The organism is Hydrogenophaga sp. (assembly GCF_048549895.1).
In the GTDB taxonomy this organism is placed as follows: domain Bacteria; phylum Pseudomonadota; class Gammaproteobacteria; order Burkholderiales; family Burkholderiaceae_C; genus Hydrogenophaga.
The window spans coordinates 1-13614 of the sequence record NZ_JBLYYB010000169.1 but is presented as its reverse complement, the minus strand read 5'-3'; the positions used below and the strand labels follow the sequence as shown (position 1 = coordinate 13614).

Annotated in this window: 16 protein-coding genes and 1 tRNA gene; all 17 read right to left on the bottom strand. The window is 63.9% G+C overall.

The features are described 5' to 3' along the window. Nucleotides 1-845, bottom strand: an 845-nt coding sequence (locus ACN4F8_RS16615; RefSeq protein WP_419474573.1) for a proton-conducting transporter membrane subunit, incomplete at its 3' end; no start/stop codon positions are given. A 25-nt stretch (nt 846-870) separates the two neighbouring features. Then, nucleotides 871-1179 carry an NADH-quinone oxidoreductase subunit NuoK gene (gene nuoK / locus ACN4F8_RS16610; protein ID WP_419474572.1) on the bottom strand — a complete coding sequence of 103 codons (309 nt, stop codon included), beginning with the start codon at nt 1177-1179 and terminating at the stop codon, nt 871-873. Continuing rightward, the gene (locus tag ACN4F8_RS16605; protein WP_419474571.1) at nt 1176-1832 is read right to left on the bottom strand and encodes an NADH-quinone oxidoreductase subunit J; all 657 of its coding nucleotides are present in this window, start codon (nt 1830-1832) and stop codon (nt 1176-1178) included. Before ACN4F8_RS16605 ends, nuoK begins: the two co-directional genes overlap by 4 nt. Nucleotides 1833-1882: 50 nt before the next feature. Then, nucleotides 1883-2419: an NADH-quinone oxidoreductase subunit NuoI gene (gene nuoI / locus ACN4F8_RS16600; protein ID WP_419474570.1), complete on the bottom strand. Its 537-nt coding sequence runs from the start codon at nt 2417-2419 to the stop codon at nt 1883-1885. Nucleotides 2420-2433: 14 nt separating this feature from the next. Beyond that, complete coding sequence (gene nuoH / locus ACN4F8_RS16595) at nt 2434-3516, bottom strand: NADH-quinone oxidoreductase subunit NuoH (RefSeq protein WP_419474569.1); 1083 nt, start codon at nt 3514-3516, stop codon at nt 2434-2436. Continuing rightward, nucleotides 3513-5645, bottom strand: a complete 2133-nt coding sequence (nuoG, locus tag ACN4F8_RS16590) for an NADH-quinone oxidoreductase subunit NuoG (RefSeq protein WP_419474568.1) — start codon at nt 5643-5645, stop codon at nt 3513-3515. Before nuoG ends, nuoH begins: the two co-directional genes overlap by 4 nt. 13 nt (nt 5646-5658) lie before the next feature. Continuing rightward, nucleotides 5659-7026, bottom strand: coding sequence for an NADH-quinone oxidoreductase subunit NuoF (nuoF, locus tag ACN4F8_RS16585; protein ID WP_419474567.1), 1368 nt, complete (start codon nt 7024-7026; stop codon nt 5659-5661). Then, nucleotides 7023-7544, bottom strand: coding sequence for an NADH-quinone oxidoreductase subunit NuoE (nuoE, locus tag ACN4F8_RS16580; RefSeq protein ID WP_419474566.1), 522 nt, complete (start codon nt 7542-7544; stop codon nt 7023-7025). The genes nuoF and nuoE overlap by 4 nt, the downstream gene beginning before the upstream one ends. Beyond that, nucleotides 7541-8794: an NADH-quinone oxidoreductase subunit D gene (locus ACN4F8_RS16575; protein WP_419474565.1), complete on the bottom strand. Its 1254-nt coding sequence runs from the start codon at nt 8792-8794 to the stop codon at nt 7541-7543. The genes nuoE and ACN4F8_RS16575 overlap by 4 nt, the downstream gene beginning before the upstream one ends. A gap of 27 nt (nt 8795-8821) precedes the next feature. Next, nucleotides 8822-9445, bottom strand: coding sequence for an NADH-quinone oxidoreductase subunit C (locus tag ACN4F8_RS16570; protein WP_419474564.1), 624 nt, complete (start codon nt 9443-9445; stop codon nt 8822-8824). 44 nt (nt 9446-9489) lie between these two features. Next, nucleotides 9490-9969, bottom strand: a complete 480-nt coding sequence (locus ACN4F8_RS16565) for a NuoB/complex I 20 kDa subunit family protein (RefSeq protein WP_056273769.1) — start codon at nt 9967-9969, stop codon at nt 9490-9492. A 36-nt stretch (nt 9970-10005) separates the two neighbouring features. After that, nucleotides 10006-10365, bottom strand: coding sequence for an NADH-quinone oxidoreductase subunit A (locus ACN4F8_RS16560; protein WP_419474563.1), 360 nt, complete (start codon nt 10363-10365; stop codon nt 10006-10008). A gap of 47 nt (nt 10366-10412) precedes the next feature. Beyond that, nucleotides 10413-10497: transfer RNA gene (locus tag ACN4F8_RS16555), tRNA-Leu, on the bottom strand. A 156-nt stretch (nt 10498-10653) separates the two neighbouring features. After that, nucleotides 10654-11067, bottom strand: a complete 414-nt coding sequence (gene secG, locus ACN4F8_RS16550) for a preprotein translocase subunit SecG (RefSeq protein ID WP_419474562.1) — start codon at nt 11065-11067, stop codon at nt 10654-10656. 52 nt (nt 11068-11119) lie between these two features. Beyond that, nucleotides 11120-11866 (bottom strand): triose-phosphate isomerase, encoded by a 747-nt coding sequence (tpiA, locus tag ACN4F8_RS16545; protein WP_419474561.1) that lies wholly within the window; start codon nt 11864-11866, stop codon nt 11120-11122. 13 nt (nt 11867-11879) lie between these two features. After that, on the bottom strand, nt 11880-12869 hold the full coding sequence (locus tag ACN4F8_RS16540) for an NAD(P)H-quinone oxidoreductase (RefSeq protein ID WP_419474574.1): 990 nt from the start codon (nt 12867-12869) through the stop codon (nt 11880-11882). A gap of 11 nt (nt 12870-12880) precedes the next feature. Continuing rightward, nucleotides 12881-13614, bottom strand: a 734-nt coding sequence (locus tag ACN4F8_RS16535) for a S1 RNA-binding domain-containing protein (RefSeq protein WP_419474560.1), incomplete at its 5' end; no start/stop codon positions are given.

Sequence of the window (13614 nt, the reverse complement as noted above, 5' to 3'; positions counted from 1 at the left end):
GCCACCATGAAGATGCCGGCCGTGACCATGGTGGCAGCGTGGATCAGCGCCGAGATCGGCGTGGGGCCTTCCATGGAGTCGGGCAGCCACACATGCAGCGGGAACTGCGCGCTCTTGCCCATGGCGCCGATGAAGAGGCAGATGCAGATGACGGTGATCAGCAGCCAGTCTGTACCGGGAAAGCCCAGCGCGCCGAGCTCGGGCGCTTTGGCAAACACCTCGGTGTAGTTCAGCGTGCCGGCGTAGGCCACGATCAGGCCGATGCCCAGGATGAAGCCGAAGTCGCCCACGCGGTTGACCAGGAAGGCCTTCATGTTGGCGAAGATCGCCGTGGGCTTGTTGAACCAGAAGCCGATGAGCAGATACGACACCAGGCCCACCGCTTCCCAGCCAAAGAACAGCTGCAGCAGGTTGTTGCTCATGACCAGCATGAGCATGGAGAAGGTGAACAGCGAGATGTAGGCGAAGAAGCGGTTGTAGCCGGCGTCTTCTTCCATGTAGCCGATGGTGTAGAGGTGCACCATGAGCGAGACGAAGGTGACGACCACCATCATCATGGCGGTGAGGCCATCGACCAGGAAACCGATCTCCATCTTCAGGCCACCGACCACCATCCAGGTGTAGAGGGTTTCGTTGAAGCGGGCGCCGTCCAGGGCCACGCTCTTGAGCGTCATGGCCGAGAGGATGAAAGCGATCAGCACACCCAGGATGGTGAGCGTGTGCGAGGCACGGCGGCCGATGACGTTGCCGCCGAAGGTGGTGCCCAGGATGCCGGCCAGGGCCGCGCCGATCAGCGGCGCCATGGGGACGGCGAGCAGGGTGCTGGCAGAAAGGGTGGTGCTCATGGTGTTCTTGTCTTGCGGCTGATGCTCAGCCCTTGAGCGTGTTGAGCTCTTCGACGCTGATCGAATTCTTGTTGCGGAACAGCAGCACGAGGATGGCCAGGCCGATCGCCGATTCGGCCGCGGCCACGGTCAGGATGAAGAACACGAACACCTGGCCGTGCATGTCACCCAGGTAGTGCGAGAAGGCCACGAAGTTCATGTTGACCGCGAGCAGCATCAGCTCGATGGCCATGAGCAGCACGATCAGGTTCTTGCGGTTGAGGAAGATGCCGACGACCGACAACGCGAACAGGATCGCACCGACGGCGAGGAAATGGCCCAGGGTCACGTTCATGGCTTGGCCTCCTCGGCGGCTGTGGCTTCGCCGGCGGGTGCGGCTTTCTGCGTGGCGTTCATCGGCAGCACCACCAGGCGGTCGCTGGCGCGCACATGCACTTGCAGGCCGGGGTTGATGGCCTTGCTGTCCTTGCGCTGGCGCAGGGTGAGCGCAATGGCCGCGATCATGGCCACCAGCAGGATCACGGCGGCCACTTCAACCGGGTACAGGTACTCGGTGTAGAGCAGCAGGCCGAGTTCGCGCGTGTTGGAATAGTTGGCCGCGTTGATGCCGGTGTTCACCGCGTCGGGGTTGGCCGCCAGGCTTGGGAAACCGGCAAACAGCACGGCGATGAGTTCGGCCGCCACCAGGCCACCCAGAACGGCGGCGAGCGGAAAGTGTTTCCAGAAACCCTTGCGCACGCCGTCCATGTTGATGTCGAGCATCATCACGACGAACAGGAACAGCACCATCACCGCGCCCAGGTACACCAGCACCAGCGTGATGCCGAGGAACTCAGCCTTCAGCAGCAACCACAACGCAGACGCCTGCGAAAACGCCAGCATCAGGAACAGCACCGCGTGCACGGGATTGCGCGCGGTGACGACGCGGAAGGCTGCGAACAGCAGCACCGCGGCGAAGAGGTAAAAAAAGCCGGTCTGGTAATCCATGGCGTTGTTCTTGTGTCGTCTGTTCCGGGCAGGTCCGGCCTCAGAACGGATCAGCGGTAAGGGGCGTCGGCGGCCCGGGCAGCGGCAATCTCGGTCTCGTAGCGGTCGCCCACGGCCAGCAGCATCTCCTTGGTGAAGTACAGGTCACCGCGCTTCTCGCCGTGGTACTCGAAGATGTGCGTCTCGACGATGGAGTCGACCGGGCAGCTCTCTTCGCAGAAGCCGCAGAAGATGCACTTGGTCAGGTCGATGTCGTAGCGCGTGGTGCGGCGCGAGCCGTCTTCGCGCACGTCGGACTCGATGGTGATGGCCATGGCCGGACATACCGCTTCGCACAGCTTGCAGGCGATGCAGCGCTCTTCGCCGTTCTCATAGCGGCGCAGGGCATGCAGACCACGGAAACGCGGCGACAGCGGCGTCTTTTCTTCCGGAAACTGCACCGTGATCTTGCGCTTGAAGGCGTAGCGGCCGGTGAGGGCCATGCCCTTGAACAATTCCACCAGCAGGAAGCTGTTGAGGAAATCGCGGAAGGAAAACGGCGCCACGACCGCAGGGGATGCTACGGGGTTGGCAGTGATGGTGGACATGGTCAATCGCCCTCTTATTTCCAGAGGTTCCACGACGTCTGCATCAGGCCGCCGACGAGCAGCAGGTAGATGAGCGTGACGGGAATGAAGATCTTCCAGCCCAGACGCATGATCTGGTCGTAGCGGAAGCGCGGGAAGGTGGCGCGGATCCAGATGAACATGGACACCACGAGGAAAGTTTTCAGGCCCAGCCAGATCCAGCCTGGGATCCAGTTGAACAGTTCACTGTCGATGGGTGGCAACCAGCCGCCCAGGAACATCAGCACCGCCAGTACCGAGATCAGCCACATGCTGGCGTATTCGGCCAAGAAGAAGATGGCAAAGCCCATGCCCGAGTACTCGACCATGTGACCGGCCACGATCTCGGCCTCGCCCTCGACCACGTCGAAGGGGTGCCGGTTGGTTTCGGCCACACCCGAGATCAGGTAGACAAAAAAGATCGGCAGCAGCGGAAGCCAGTTCCACGACAGGAAATTGAGGCCTTCAGAAGCGGCCATGCCTCGCGCCTGCGAGTTCACGATGTCGACCAGGTTCAGGCTGCCCGAGACCATGACGACCACCAGGAAACAGAAGCCGATGGCGATCTCGTAGCTCACCATCTGGGCTGACGCGCGCAGCGCACCGAGGAAGGCGTATTTCGAGTTGGACGCCCAGCCCGCGATGATCACGCCGTACACCTCGATGGAGGTGATCGCCAGGATCACCAGCAGACCGGCGTTCACGTTGGCGAGCACCGCCTCGGGGCCGAAGGGTACGCACACCCACGCGGCCAGCGCCGGCATGATGGCCATGATGGGGCCGAGACGGAACAGGCCGTTGCTCGCCGCGCTCGGTTGGATCAGTTCCTTGGTCAACAGCTTGAGCGCATCGGCAATCGGCTGCAGCAAACCGAAGGGACCGACACGGTTGGGTCCGTGGCGCACCTGGATCCAGCCGAGCAGCTTGCGCTCCCACAGCGTGAGGTAAGCCACCGCGCCCATCAGGGGCGCCAGCACGGCCACGATTTTGATCAGGTTCCAGATGACCGGCCAGGCCGCCGTGGTCCACCAGGGCGCGGCGATCAGGCCCAGGCCGCCGTTGTACATCGCGTCGATCATGCGTGCACCTCGTCGGCGATCAGGGTTGCGCGCGCGTCGGCCGTCATCTGCAGCGCGGGGGCGCGGCGCACAAGGCCATCGAGCTGGTAGATGCTGGCGACGCAGGGCTCGGCACCGGCAGGCGCGGTGTCGATCGGTGCAGTGCTGGCGTTGTTCAAGCGCGCGGCGTCCACAACAGCGCCACTCGCCACACCCGGCAACGCACTGGCCAACACGGCCTGCGACGAGTCGGCGTCAAAGCCGGCCAGGCCGAGCAGGTTGCCCAGCACGCGGATCACTTTCCACGCGGGGCGCGTTTCACCCAGCGGGCGCACCACGGCGTGGAAACTTTGCAGCCGGCCTTCGGCGTTCACGAAGGAGCCCGAGGTTTCGGTGAACGGCGCGATCGGCAGCAGCACGTCGCTGGTGTCGAGGTTGGTCTTGAACGGGCTGAGCGTGACGACCATGCCGACCGAGGCCAGGCCCTGGGTGCCCGCCGCGCTGTCGTGCGCGGGTTCCGTGTTGAGCAGCACCAGCGCCTTGAGCGCGCCACCCAGCATCTGGCCGGCGTTCAAACCGCCCTGCCCCGGTACGGCGTTCACGAGTTGCCCGCCCACGGTGTTGGCGGCTTCGCTCAGGTAACCCACGGTGGCGCCGGTCTGTTGCGCGATCCAGTTCGCCAGCGACAGCAGGCTCGCTGCTTTTTCGTGGTGTGCGGCGGCGTTGCCAAGCAGGATGGCCTTGTGCTCGCCACCGAGCAACGACTTGGCCACGGCGCGGTGCGCGTCGGTCACGTCGGCATGCACCGGCGCGCTCGCACCGGTTTCGGCGGCGATGGCTGCAGCGATGCCGGCCAGCGCCAACACCCAGACGCTGCTGTCGGCGAGCACCACATTCTTCAGCGGCATGGCCCAGTCTTTAGCGTCCGCATTGAGCACGTTGACCTGTGCGCCCTTGCGCTGCGCCTGTCGGATGCGCTGTGCGAACAGCGGGTGGTCCTTGCGCAGATTCGAGCCCACGATCAGCACGCGCTGTAGGTTGGAGAGTGATGCGACCGGCATGCCGAGCCAGCGCGCCGCACCATTTGGTGCTGCGTTGGAAAAGTCGGCGTGGCGCAAGCGACTGTCGATGCTCTGGCTGCCCAGGCCGCGCATCAGCGCTCCGGCCAGCGACAGCTCTTCGAGCGTGCTGTGCGGGCTGGCCAGCAGGCCGATGGCGCCAGCGCCGTGTTCGGCCTTGACCTGCTTCAGGCCATTGGCCACGTACTCGAGCGCGGTTTGCCAGTCGACCGTGTGCCACTCGCCGCCCTGCTTGAGCATGGGTGCGGTCAGGCGGTCTTCGCTGTTGACCGCTTCGTACGAGAAGCGGTCGCGGTCGGCGATCCAGCATTCGTTGACGGCTTCGTTTTCCAGCGGCACCACGCGCATGACCCTGTGGTTCTTCACCTGGATGATCAGGTTGGCGCCGGTGGAGTCGTGCGGGCTCACGCTCTTGCGGCGCGAAAGTTCCCAGGTGCGGGCGCTGTAACGGAACGGTTTGCTGGTGAGCGCGCCGACCGGGCAGATGTCGATCATGTTGCCCGAGAGTTCGGAATCGACCGTGTCGCCGAGCACCGTGGTGATCTCGGCGTGCTCGCCGCGGTGGATCATGCCGAGCTCCATCACGCCGGCCACCTCCTGGCCAAAGCGCACGCAGCGGGTGCAGTGGATGCACCGGCTCATCTCCTGCATGGAAATGAGTGGGCCCACGTCCTTGTGAAAGACGACGCGTTTTTCTTCTTCGTAGCGCGAACCCGAACTGCCGTAACCCACGGCCAGATCCTGAAGCTGGCATTCGCCGCCCTGGTCGCAGATGGGGCAGTCCAGCGGGTGGTTGATGAGCAGGAACTCCATCACCGACTGCTGCGCCTTGATGGCCTTGTCGCTCTTGGTGCGGACGATCATGCCCTGCGTAACGGGCGTGGCGCAGGCTGGCATGGGCTTGGGCGCCTTCTCCACATCAACCAGGCACATGCGGCAGTTGGCCGCGATGGACAGCTTCTTGTGATAGCAGAAATGCGGGATGTAGGTGCCGGCCTTCTCGGCCGCATGCATGACCATGCTGCCCGGGGGCACTTCCACCTTCTTGCCGTCGAGTTCGATTTCGATCATGGTGTTTTAGTCTTCAGGCGGCCGGAGCGTTGGCCGAGGCGATCTTGGCCTCGAACTCGTGCCGGAAGTGTTTGATCATGGCGCGCACCGGCATGGCCGCTGCATCGCCCAGGGCGCAGATGGTGCGGCCCATGATGTTCTCGGCCACGTTGTCCAGCAGCGCCATGTCGGCCGGGCGGCCTTCGCCCTCGTCGATGCGGCTGACCATGCGCCAGAGCCAGCCCGTGCCTTCGCGGCACGGCGTGCACTGGCCGCAAGATTCGTGCATGTAGAAGTAGGACAGGCGCTTGAGCGACTCGACCATGCATCGGCTGTCGTCCATCACGATCACCGCGCCCGAACCCAGCATGGAGCCGGCCTTGGCGATGGAGTCGTAGTCCATGGTGCAGTCCATCATGATGGACGCAGGCAGCACGGGCGACGACGAACCACCGGGGATCACGGCCTTGAGCGTGCGGCCCTTGCGCACGCCACCGGCGAGCTCCAGCAGCTTGCTGAACGGTGTGCCCATGGGCACCTCGTAGTTGCCGGGCATCTCCACATCACCGCTCACCGAGAAAATCTTGGTGCCGCCGTTGTTGGGCTTGCCGCAGGCGAGGTACGCCGCACCACCGTTGCGGATGATCCAGGGCACCGCCGCGAAGGTCTCGGTGTTGTTGATGGTGGTGGGCTTGCCGTAGAGGCCGAAGCTGGCGGGGAACGGCGGCTTGAAACGCGGCTGGCCTTTTTTGCCTTCGAGCGATTCGAGCAAGGCGGTTTCTTCGCCGCAGATGTAGGCGCCGAAGCCGTGGAACGCGTGCAGCTGGAAGCTGAAACCGCTGTCCAGGATGTTGTCGCCCAGCAGGCCGGCGGCGCGGGCTTCTTCCAGCGCGGCCTCAAAACGATCGTAGGCCTCGAAGATTTCGCCGTGGATGTAGTTGTAGCCCACGCTGATGCCCATCGCGAAGGCGGCAATCGCCATGCCTTCGATCACGATGTGCGGGTTGTACATCAGGATGTCGCGGTCCTTGCACGTGCCCGGTTCGCCTTCATCGGAGTTGCACACCAGGTACTTTTGGCCCGGGAACTGGCGCGGCATGAAGCTCCACTTCAGGCCGGTAGGGAAACCCGCACCACCACGACCGCGCAGTGCCGATTCCTTCAGCGTGGCAATCACCTGGTCCTGCGTCATGCCCACCACCGGTGGATCACCGGCCGGCTCGGCACCGTCTTTGCCCAGCACCTTGCGCAAGGCCTGGTAACCACCACGGGCCACGTAGTCCTTGAGCGACCAGTTGCCGCCATCGAGGTCGGCGTAGATCTGGGGATTGATGTGGCGGCCGTGAAAGCAGGTCTGCACGCCGTTGGCGCGGAACTGCGAGAGGATCTGTTCGGCGTTCATGACTTCCCCTCTGATGCACGCAGGCCATCGATCAGCTGGTCCAGCTTGTCGTTGCTCATGAAGCTGCACATGTGGCGGTCGTTGACCAGCATCACCGGCGAATCGGCGCAGGCGCCCAGGCACTCGCTTTGTTGCAGCGTGAACAGGCCATCAGGCGTGGTGCCGCCCATGGTGATGCCCAGCTTGCGCTCGAGGTGATGCAGCGCGCTCTGACCGTCGCGCAACTGGCACGGCAGGTTGGTGCACATGTTCAGCTTGAACTTGCCCACCGGCTGCTGGTTGTACATGTTGTAGAAGGTGGTCACCTCGTGCACGGCGATCGGCTCCATGCCCAGGTACGCAGCCAGCGAAGCTTCTGCGCCGGTGCTCACGAAGCCCATCTCTTGCTGGATGATGGACAGGCAGGCCATGACGGCCGACTGCGCCTGGTCGGCCGGGTATTTGGCGACTTCACGCGCAAAGCGCTGCTGGGTGGCGCTGCTGAATTCCACAGCGGCAGCTGCGTGGCCGGTGCTCATCGGTCGATCTCCCCGAAAACAATGTCCATGGTGCCGATGATGGCCACGGCGTCGGCCAGCATGTGGCCGCGCGCCATTTCGTCCATCGTGGCCAGGTGCGCAAAACCGGGTGCGCGGATCTTCAGGCGGTAGGGCTTGTTGGCACCGTCACTCACCAGGTAAATGCCGAACTCGCCCTTGGGATGCTCCACAGCGGCGTAGGCTTCGCCCTCGGGCACATGGAAGCCTTCGGTGAACAGCTTGAAGTGGTGGATCAGCTCTTCCATGTTGGCCTTCATGGCCTCACGAGCGGGTGCTGCCACCTTGTGGTTGTCGGTGATCACCGGACCGGGATTGGCGCGCAGCCACCTGGAGCACTGCTCGATGATGCGGTTGGACTGCTTCATCTCTTCCATGCGGACGAGATAGCGGTCGTAGCAGTCGCCGGTCTTGCCCACCGGAATGTCGAAGTCCATCTGGCCATACACGTCGTACGGCTGCTTCTTGCGCAGGTCCCAGGCGACGCCGGAGCCGCGCAGCATGGGGCCAGTCATACCCAGGTTGAGCGCGCGCTCGGGCGTGACCACGCCGATGCCCACGGTGCGCTGTTTCCAGATGCGGTTGTCGGTCAGCAGCGTGTGGTACTCGGCCAGATACGTCGGGAAGCGCTTGGTGAAGTCGTCGATGAAGTCCAGCAGCGAACCCTGCCGGTTCGTGTTCATCTGCTCCATCGCGCGCGCATTGCGGACCTTGCTGTGCTTGTACTGCGGCATGGTCTCCGGCAGGTCGCGGTACACGCCGCCCGGACGGAAGTAGGCCGCGTGCATGCGCGCACCCGACACCGCCTCGTACATGTCGAACAGGTCTTCGCGCTCACGGAACGCGTAGATCAGGATGGTGGAGCTGCCGCAATCGTTGCCGTGCGAGCCCAGCCACATCAGGTGGTTGAGCAGGCGCGTGATCTCGCTGAACATCACGCGGATGTACTGCGCACGGATCGGCACCTCGATGCCGAGCAGCTTCTCGATGGCCAGGCAGTAGGCGTGCTCGTTGCACATCATCGAGACGTAGTCCAGCCGGTCCATGTAGGGCAGCGACTGGATGTAGGTCTTGTGCTCGGCGAGTTTTTCGGTGGCGCGATGCAGCAGGCCGATGTGTGGGTCGGCGCGTTGCACGACCTCGCCATCGAGCTCAAGCACCAGACGCAGCACGCCGTGTGCGGCCGGGTGCTGCGGACCGAAGTTGAGGGTGTAGTTCTTGATTTCAGCCATGTCGATGTCGCAGGAAGGCCAGAGCCTTCAGTGCAGGCCCCCGTAGTTGTCTTCGCGGATGATGCGCGGCGTGATTTCGCGGGGCTCGATGCTCACAGGCTCGTAGATCACGCGCTGGCGCTCGGCGTCGTAACGCATCTCGACGTGGCCCGACAACGGGAAATCTTTGCGGAAGGGATAGCCGATGAAGCCGTAGTCGGTGAGGATGCGGCGCAGATCGTCATGGCCTTCGAACACGATGCCGTACAGGTCAAACGCTTCGCGCTCGTACCAGTTGGCAGCCGCCCACAGCGGCGTGACCGAAGCCAGCACGGGAAAGTCGTCTTCCGGGCAGAACACCCGCACGCGCACGCGGTGGTTGTGGGTGACCGACAGCAGGTGCACCACAGCAGCAAAACGCCGCCCTTCCCAACGGCCTTCGCCGTAGGTCTGATAGTCCATGCCGCACAGGTCGATGAGCTGCTCGAACGCCACCTGCGGTGCATCGCGCAAGGTCTTCATGACGTCGAAATAGTGGGCCGCCGCGACCACCAGCGTGAGTTCTTCGCGAACCACATCCAGCGACACGACACGGTCACCCAGCAACTCGGCCAGGGCGTGCTTCAGGGCTTCCGGTGCAACTGCGTAGGAGGTCGTCGAGGTGTCGGTCATGGGTGCGTCTCTGGGGACTCGTTTCGCCGTGGAGCAACCGGCGCTCAGGCGCGGGCAATGGTCTGGGTGCGGCGGATCTTTTGCTGCAGCTGGATGATTCCGTACAGCAAGGCTTCGGCCGTGGGCGGGCAGCCCGGCACGTACACGTCCACCGGCACGATGCGGTCGCAACCACGGACCACCGAGTAGCTGTAGTGGTAGTAGCCGCCACCGTTGGCACAAGAACCCATGGAGAGCACCCAACGCGGTTCGGCCATCTGGTCGTACACCTTGCGCAATGCGGGCGCCATCTTGTTGCACAACGTGCCGGCCACGATCATCAGATCGGACTGGCGCGGGCTGGCGCGGAACACCTCGGAGCCGAAGCGCCCGATGTCGTAGCGCGCGGCGGCCGCGTGCATCATTTCAACCGCGCAGCAGGCCAGACCAAAGGTCATGGGCCACAGCGAGCCTGTCTTGGCCCAGTTCACCACCGAGTCGTAGCTGGTGGTGACAAAACCTTCCTTGAAGACGCCTTCAATCATGAACCGCTCCGGTGCATTCGTGTGTGTGCCAATCGCTCATTCCCAGTCCAGCGCGCCTTTCTTCCACTCGTAGGCAAAACCCACGGTGAGGATGGCCAGAAACACGACACCCGCAACGAAGCCGGTCATGCCGATGTCGGAGAAAGCCACAGCCCAGGGGATGAGGAAAGCGATTTCGAGATCGAACAGGATGAACAGGATGGCCACCAGGTAGTAGCGCACATCGAACTTCATGCGGGCATCTTCGAAAGCCTCGAATCCGCATTCGTACGGGGAGTTCTTTTCTGCGTCTGGCAGATTGGGACCCAGGATGTAGCCCAACACCTGCGGGATGATCCCGATGGAAATACCCACCAAGATGAACAGGAGCACAGGTAGGTATTGTTCGAGACTCATCTTGGTCGATTCCACTGACACGGCGTGGGGCCGTGTTGTCCAAAGATTGGTGCCGACGGCGAGACTCGAACTCGCACAGCTTTCGCCACTACCCCCTCAAGATAGCGTGTCTACCAATTTCACCACGTCGGCTGGTCTGCGTTGCTGGCTCACGAGGTCTGTGTGAGCCTTGCTGACAAGCATTGGAGTTTACCCTGAAACCACCCCTCTTTTGAGAGGCGGCGAGGCCTTTTTCAACACCAATGGAAGATGCTCAGGCACACACGTTGCGCATGCATGCCATCCCGATCATTTCGCCGGGATTTGCGCTGCGCCGGCGGGTGCTGGCGTGGCTGCGGCTGGCGCGGGGGCAACACCCGTCGCAGGCGTTGCGCCGGGAATCTGTTGCGCCGCATCCGCGGGCTGCGCCGGCGTCACCACACCTTCAAGCACGCTGCCTGAGCTGGGCGCTTCGGTGCGCAAGTTTCCGAAGTAGGCCAGACCCAGTGTGCAGCCCAAGAAAATGGCAGCCAGCACCGCCGTGGAACGCGACAGGAAGTTCGCACCGCCCGAGGCTCCAAACAAACTGGCAGAGCCCGCACCACCACCACCAAAGGCTGCGCCTGCATCGGCGCCCTTGCCGTGCTGCATGAGGATCAGGCCGATCATGGTCAGCGCCGAGAGGATCTGCACGGCCAGCAGGATGGTCAACACAACGTTCATTTTTTACTCCGGAATCACGGTTGTCGATGCGCCCATGCGGGCACGAAAAAGGTCAACGGGCCGAGGCCACGATTTGAAGGAAGTCGGCGGCCTTGAGCGACGCGCCGCCAATCAGGCCGCCATCGATGTCGGGCTGGGCCAGCAGGCTGGCGGCGTTGGCCGCATTCATGCTGCCGCCGTACAGGATGTGCACGCGTTCGGGGTGCTGCGTCGCTGCGGCCAGTTGGGCACGCAACACCGCGTGCACCTGCTGCGCCTGCTCAGGCGAGGCGGTCTTGCCAGTGCCGATGGCCCAAACAGGCTCGTAAGCCACCACGATCTCGCTGGTGCAGTGCGCCACCGCGTGGATGACCGCAGCGAGTTGGCGCTTGACCACGGCCTCGGTCTGTTCCGCCTCGCGCTCAACCAGGGTTTCGCCCACGCACACGATGGGCGTGATGCCGTGGGCCAATGCCGCCTTGGCTTTGTCGGCCACCTGCAGGTCGGTCTCGCCGTGGTATTGGCGTCGCTCCGAATGGCCCACGATCGCGTAGCGACAGGCGAAGTCCTTGAGCATGGTGGCCGACACCTCACCGGTGTACGCACCCTGCTCGTGGCTGGACACGTCTTGCGCACCCCAGGCGATCGCGCTGCCGGTCAGCAGCGTCTGCAGTTGTGCCAAATAGGGCGCGGGCACGCACAGCGCCATGTCGGCTGCCGGCGCCTGGCCACCCAGGCCGTCGAGCATGGCTTTCACCAGCGCGGCGTTGGCGGCCAGCGAGCCGTTCATTTTCCAGTTGCCTGCGATCAGTGGTTTCATGTCTGAGGTGCCGTCATGCCCAGGTCAGGACGAGCTTGCCGATGTGCTGGTTGGATTCCATGAGCGTGTGCGCAGCCGCGGCTTCGCTGGCGGGAAACACCTGGTGGATCACGGGCTTGATCTGCCCCTGGACCAACAGCGGCCAGACGCGCTCACGCAGCGATTGAGCAATGGCGGTCTTGAAAGCGATCGGTCGCGGGCGCAGGGTCGAACCGGTGATGGTGAGGCGCTTGCGCAGCACCATGCCGGCGTTGAACTCGGCCTTCACACCGCCCTGCACCGCGATGATGACCAGGCGGCCGTCTTCGGCCAGGCAATCGATTTCGCGCGCCACGTAGGCACCGGCCACCATGTCGAGCACGACGTTGACGCCCTGCCCACCCGTGAGGTCGGCCACAGCAGCCACGAAGTCTTGCGTCTTGTAGTTGATGGCGTGATCGGCACCGAGCGCCAGGCAGGCCGCGCACTTGTCGTCGCTGCCCGCGGTGGCGATGACGCGAGCGCCCAGGGCCTTGGCCATCTGGATCGCGGTCACGCCGATGCCGCTGGTGCCGCCCTGGATCAACAGCGTTTCGCCCGCTTGCAGGCGCGCACGGTCGAACACGTTGCTCCACACGGTGAAGAAAGTCTCGGGCAGCGATGCGGCGGCGATGTCGTCCAGGCCTTCAGGCACCGGCAGGCACTGGCCCGCGGGCGCGACGCACCATGGGGCATAGCCACCGCCCGCCACCAGTGCACACACGCGGTCACCCACCTTCAGGCCCACAGCCGCCATGGCCGCCGCGTCGCCCGAGGCGATCACGCCCGCCACTTCGAGGCCGGGAATGTCGGACGCGCCGGGCGGCACGGGGTAGTTGCCGGTGCGCTGCAGCACGTCGGGGCGGTTCACGCCCGACGCGCTGACGCGGATCAGCACCTCGCCCGCAGCCGCCACCGGCACCGGGCGCTCACCGAGACGCAGCACCTCGGGTGCACCGAAGCTGCTGATCTCGACCGCTTGCATCACCGACGGGTTCACGACTGGGACTGCTGCTGCGGCTCGACCGCGTTGCGATCGGCCAGTGCCTTCATGGACAACTTGACGCGACCTTTTTCGTCGGTCTCCAGCACCTTCACGCGAACGATCTGGCCTTCGGTCAGGTAGTCGGTGACGCGCTCGACACGCTCGTGCGCGATCTGGCTGATGTGCAGCAGGCCATCCTTGCCGGGCAGCAGGTTGATCAGGGCACCGAAGTCCAGGATCTTGGTGACCGGGCCTTCGTAGACCTTGCCCACTTCCACTTCGGCGGTGATCTGCTCGATGCGGCGCTTGGCTTCGTCGGCCTTGGCCGAGTCGGTCGAGGCGATGGTGATGGTGCCGTCTTCGTCGATGTTGATCTGCGTGCCGGTCTCTTCGGTCAGCGCGCGAATGACGGCGCCGCCCTTGCCGATCACGTCGCGGATCTTCTCGGGGTTGATCTTCATGGTGAAGAGCTTGGGCGCGAAGTTGGACACCTCGGTCTTGGCTTCGCCCATGGCGTCCTGCATCTTGCCCAGGATGTGCATGCGGGCTTCCTTGGCCTGGGCCAGTGCGACCTGCATGATTTCCTTGGTGATGCCCTGGATCTTGATGTCCATCTGCAGCGCCGAGATGCCGTTGGTGGTGCCGGCAACCTTGAAGTCCATGTCGCCCAGATGATCTTCATCACCCAGAATGTCGGACAGGACGGCAAAATTCTTGCCTTCCAGGATCAGGCCCATGGCGATGC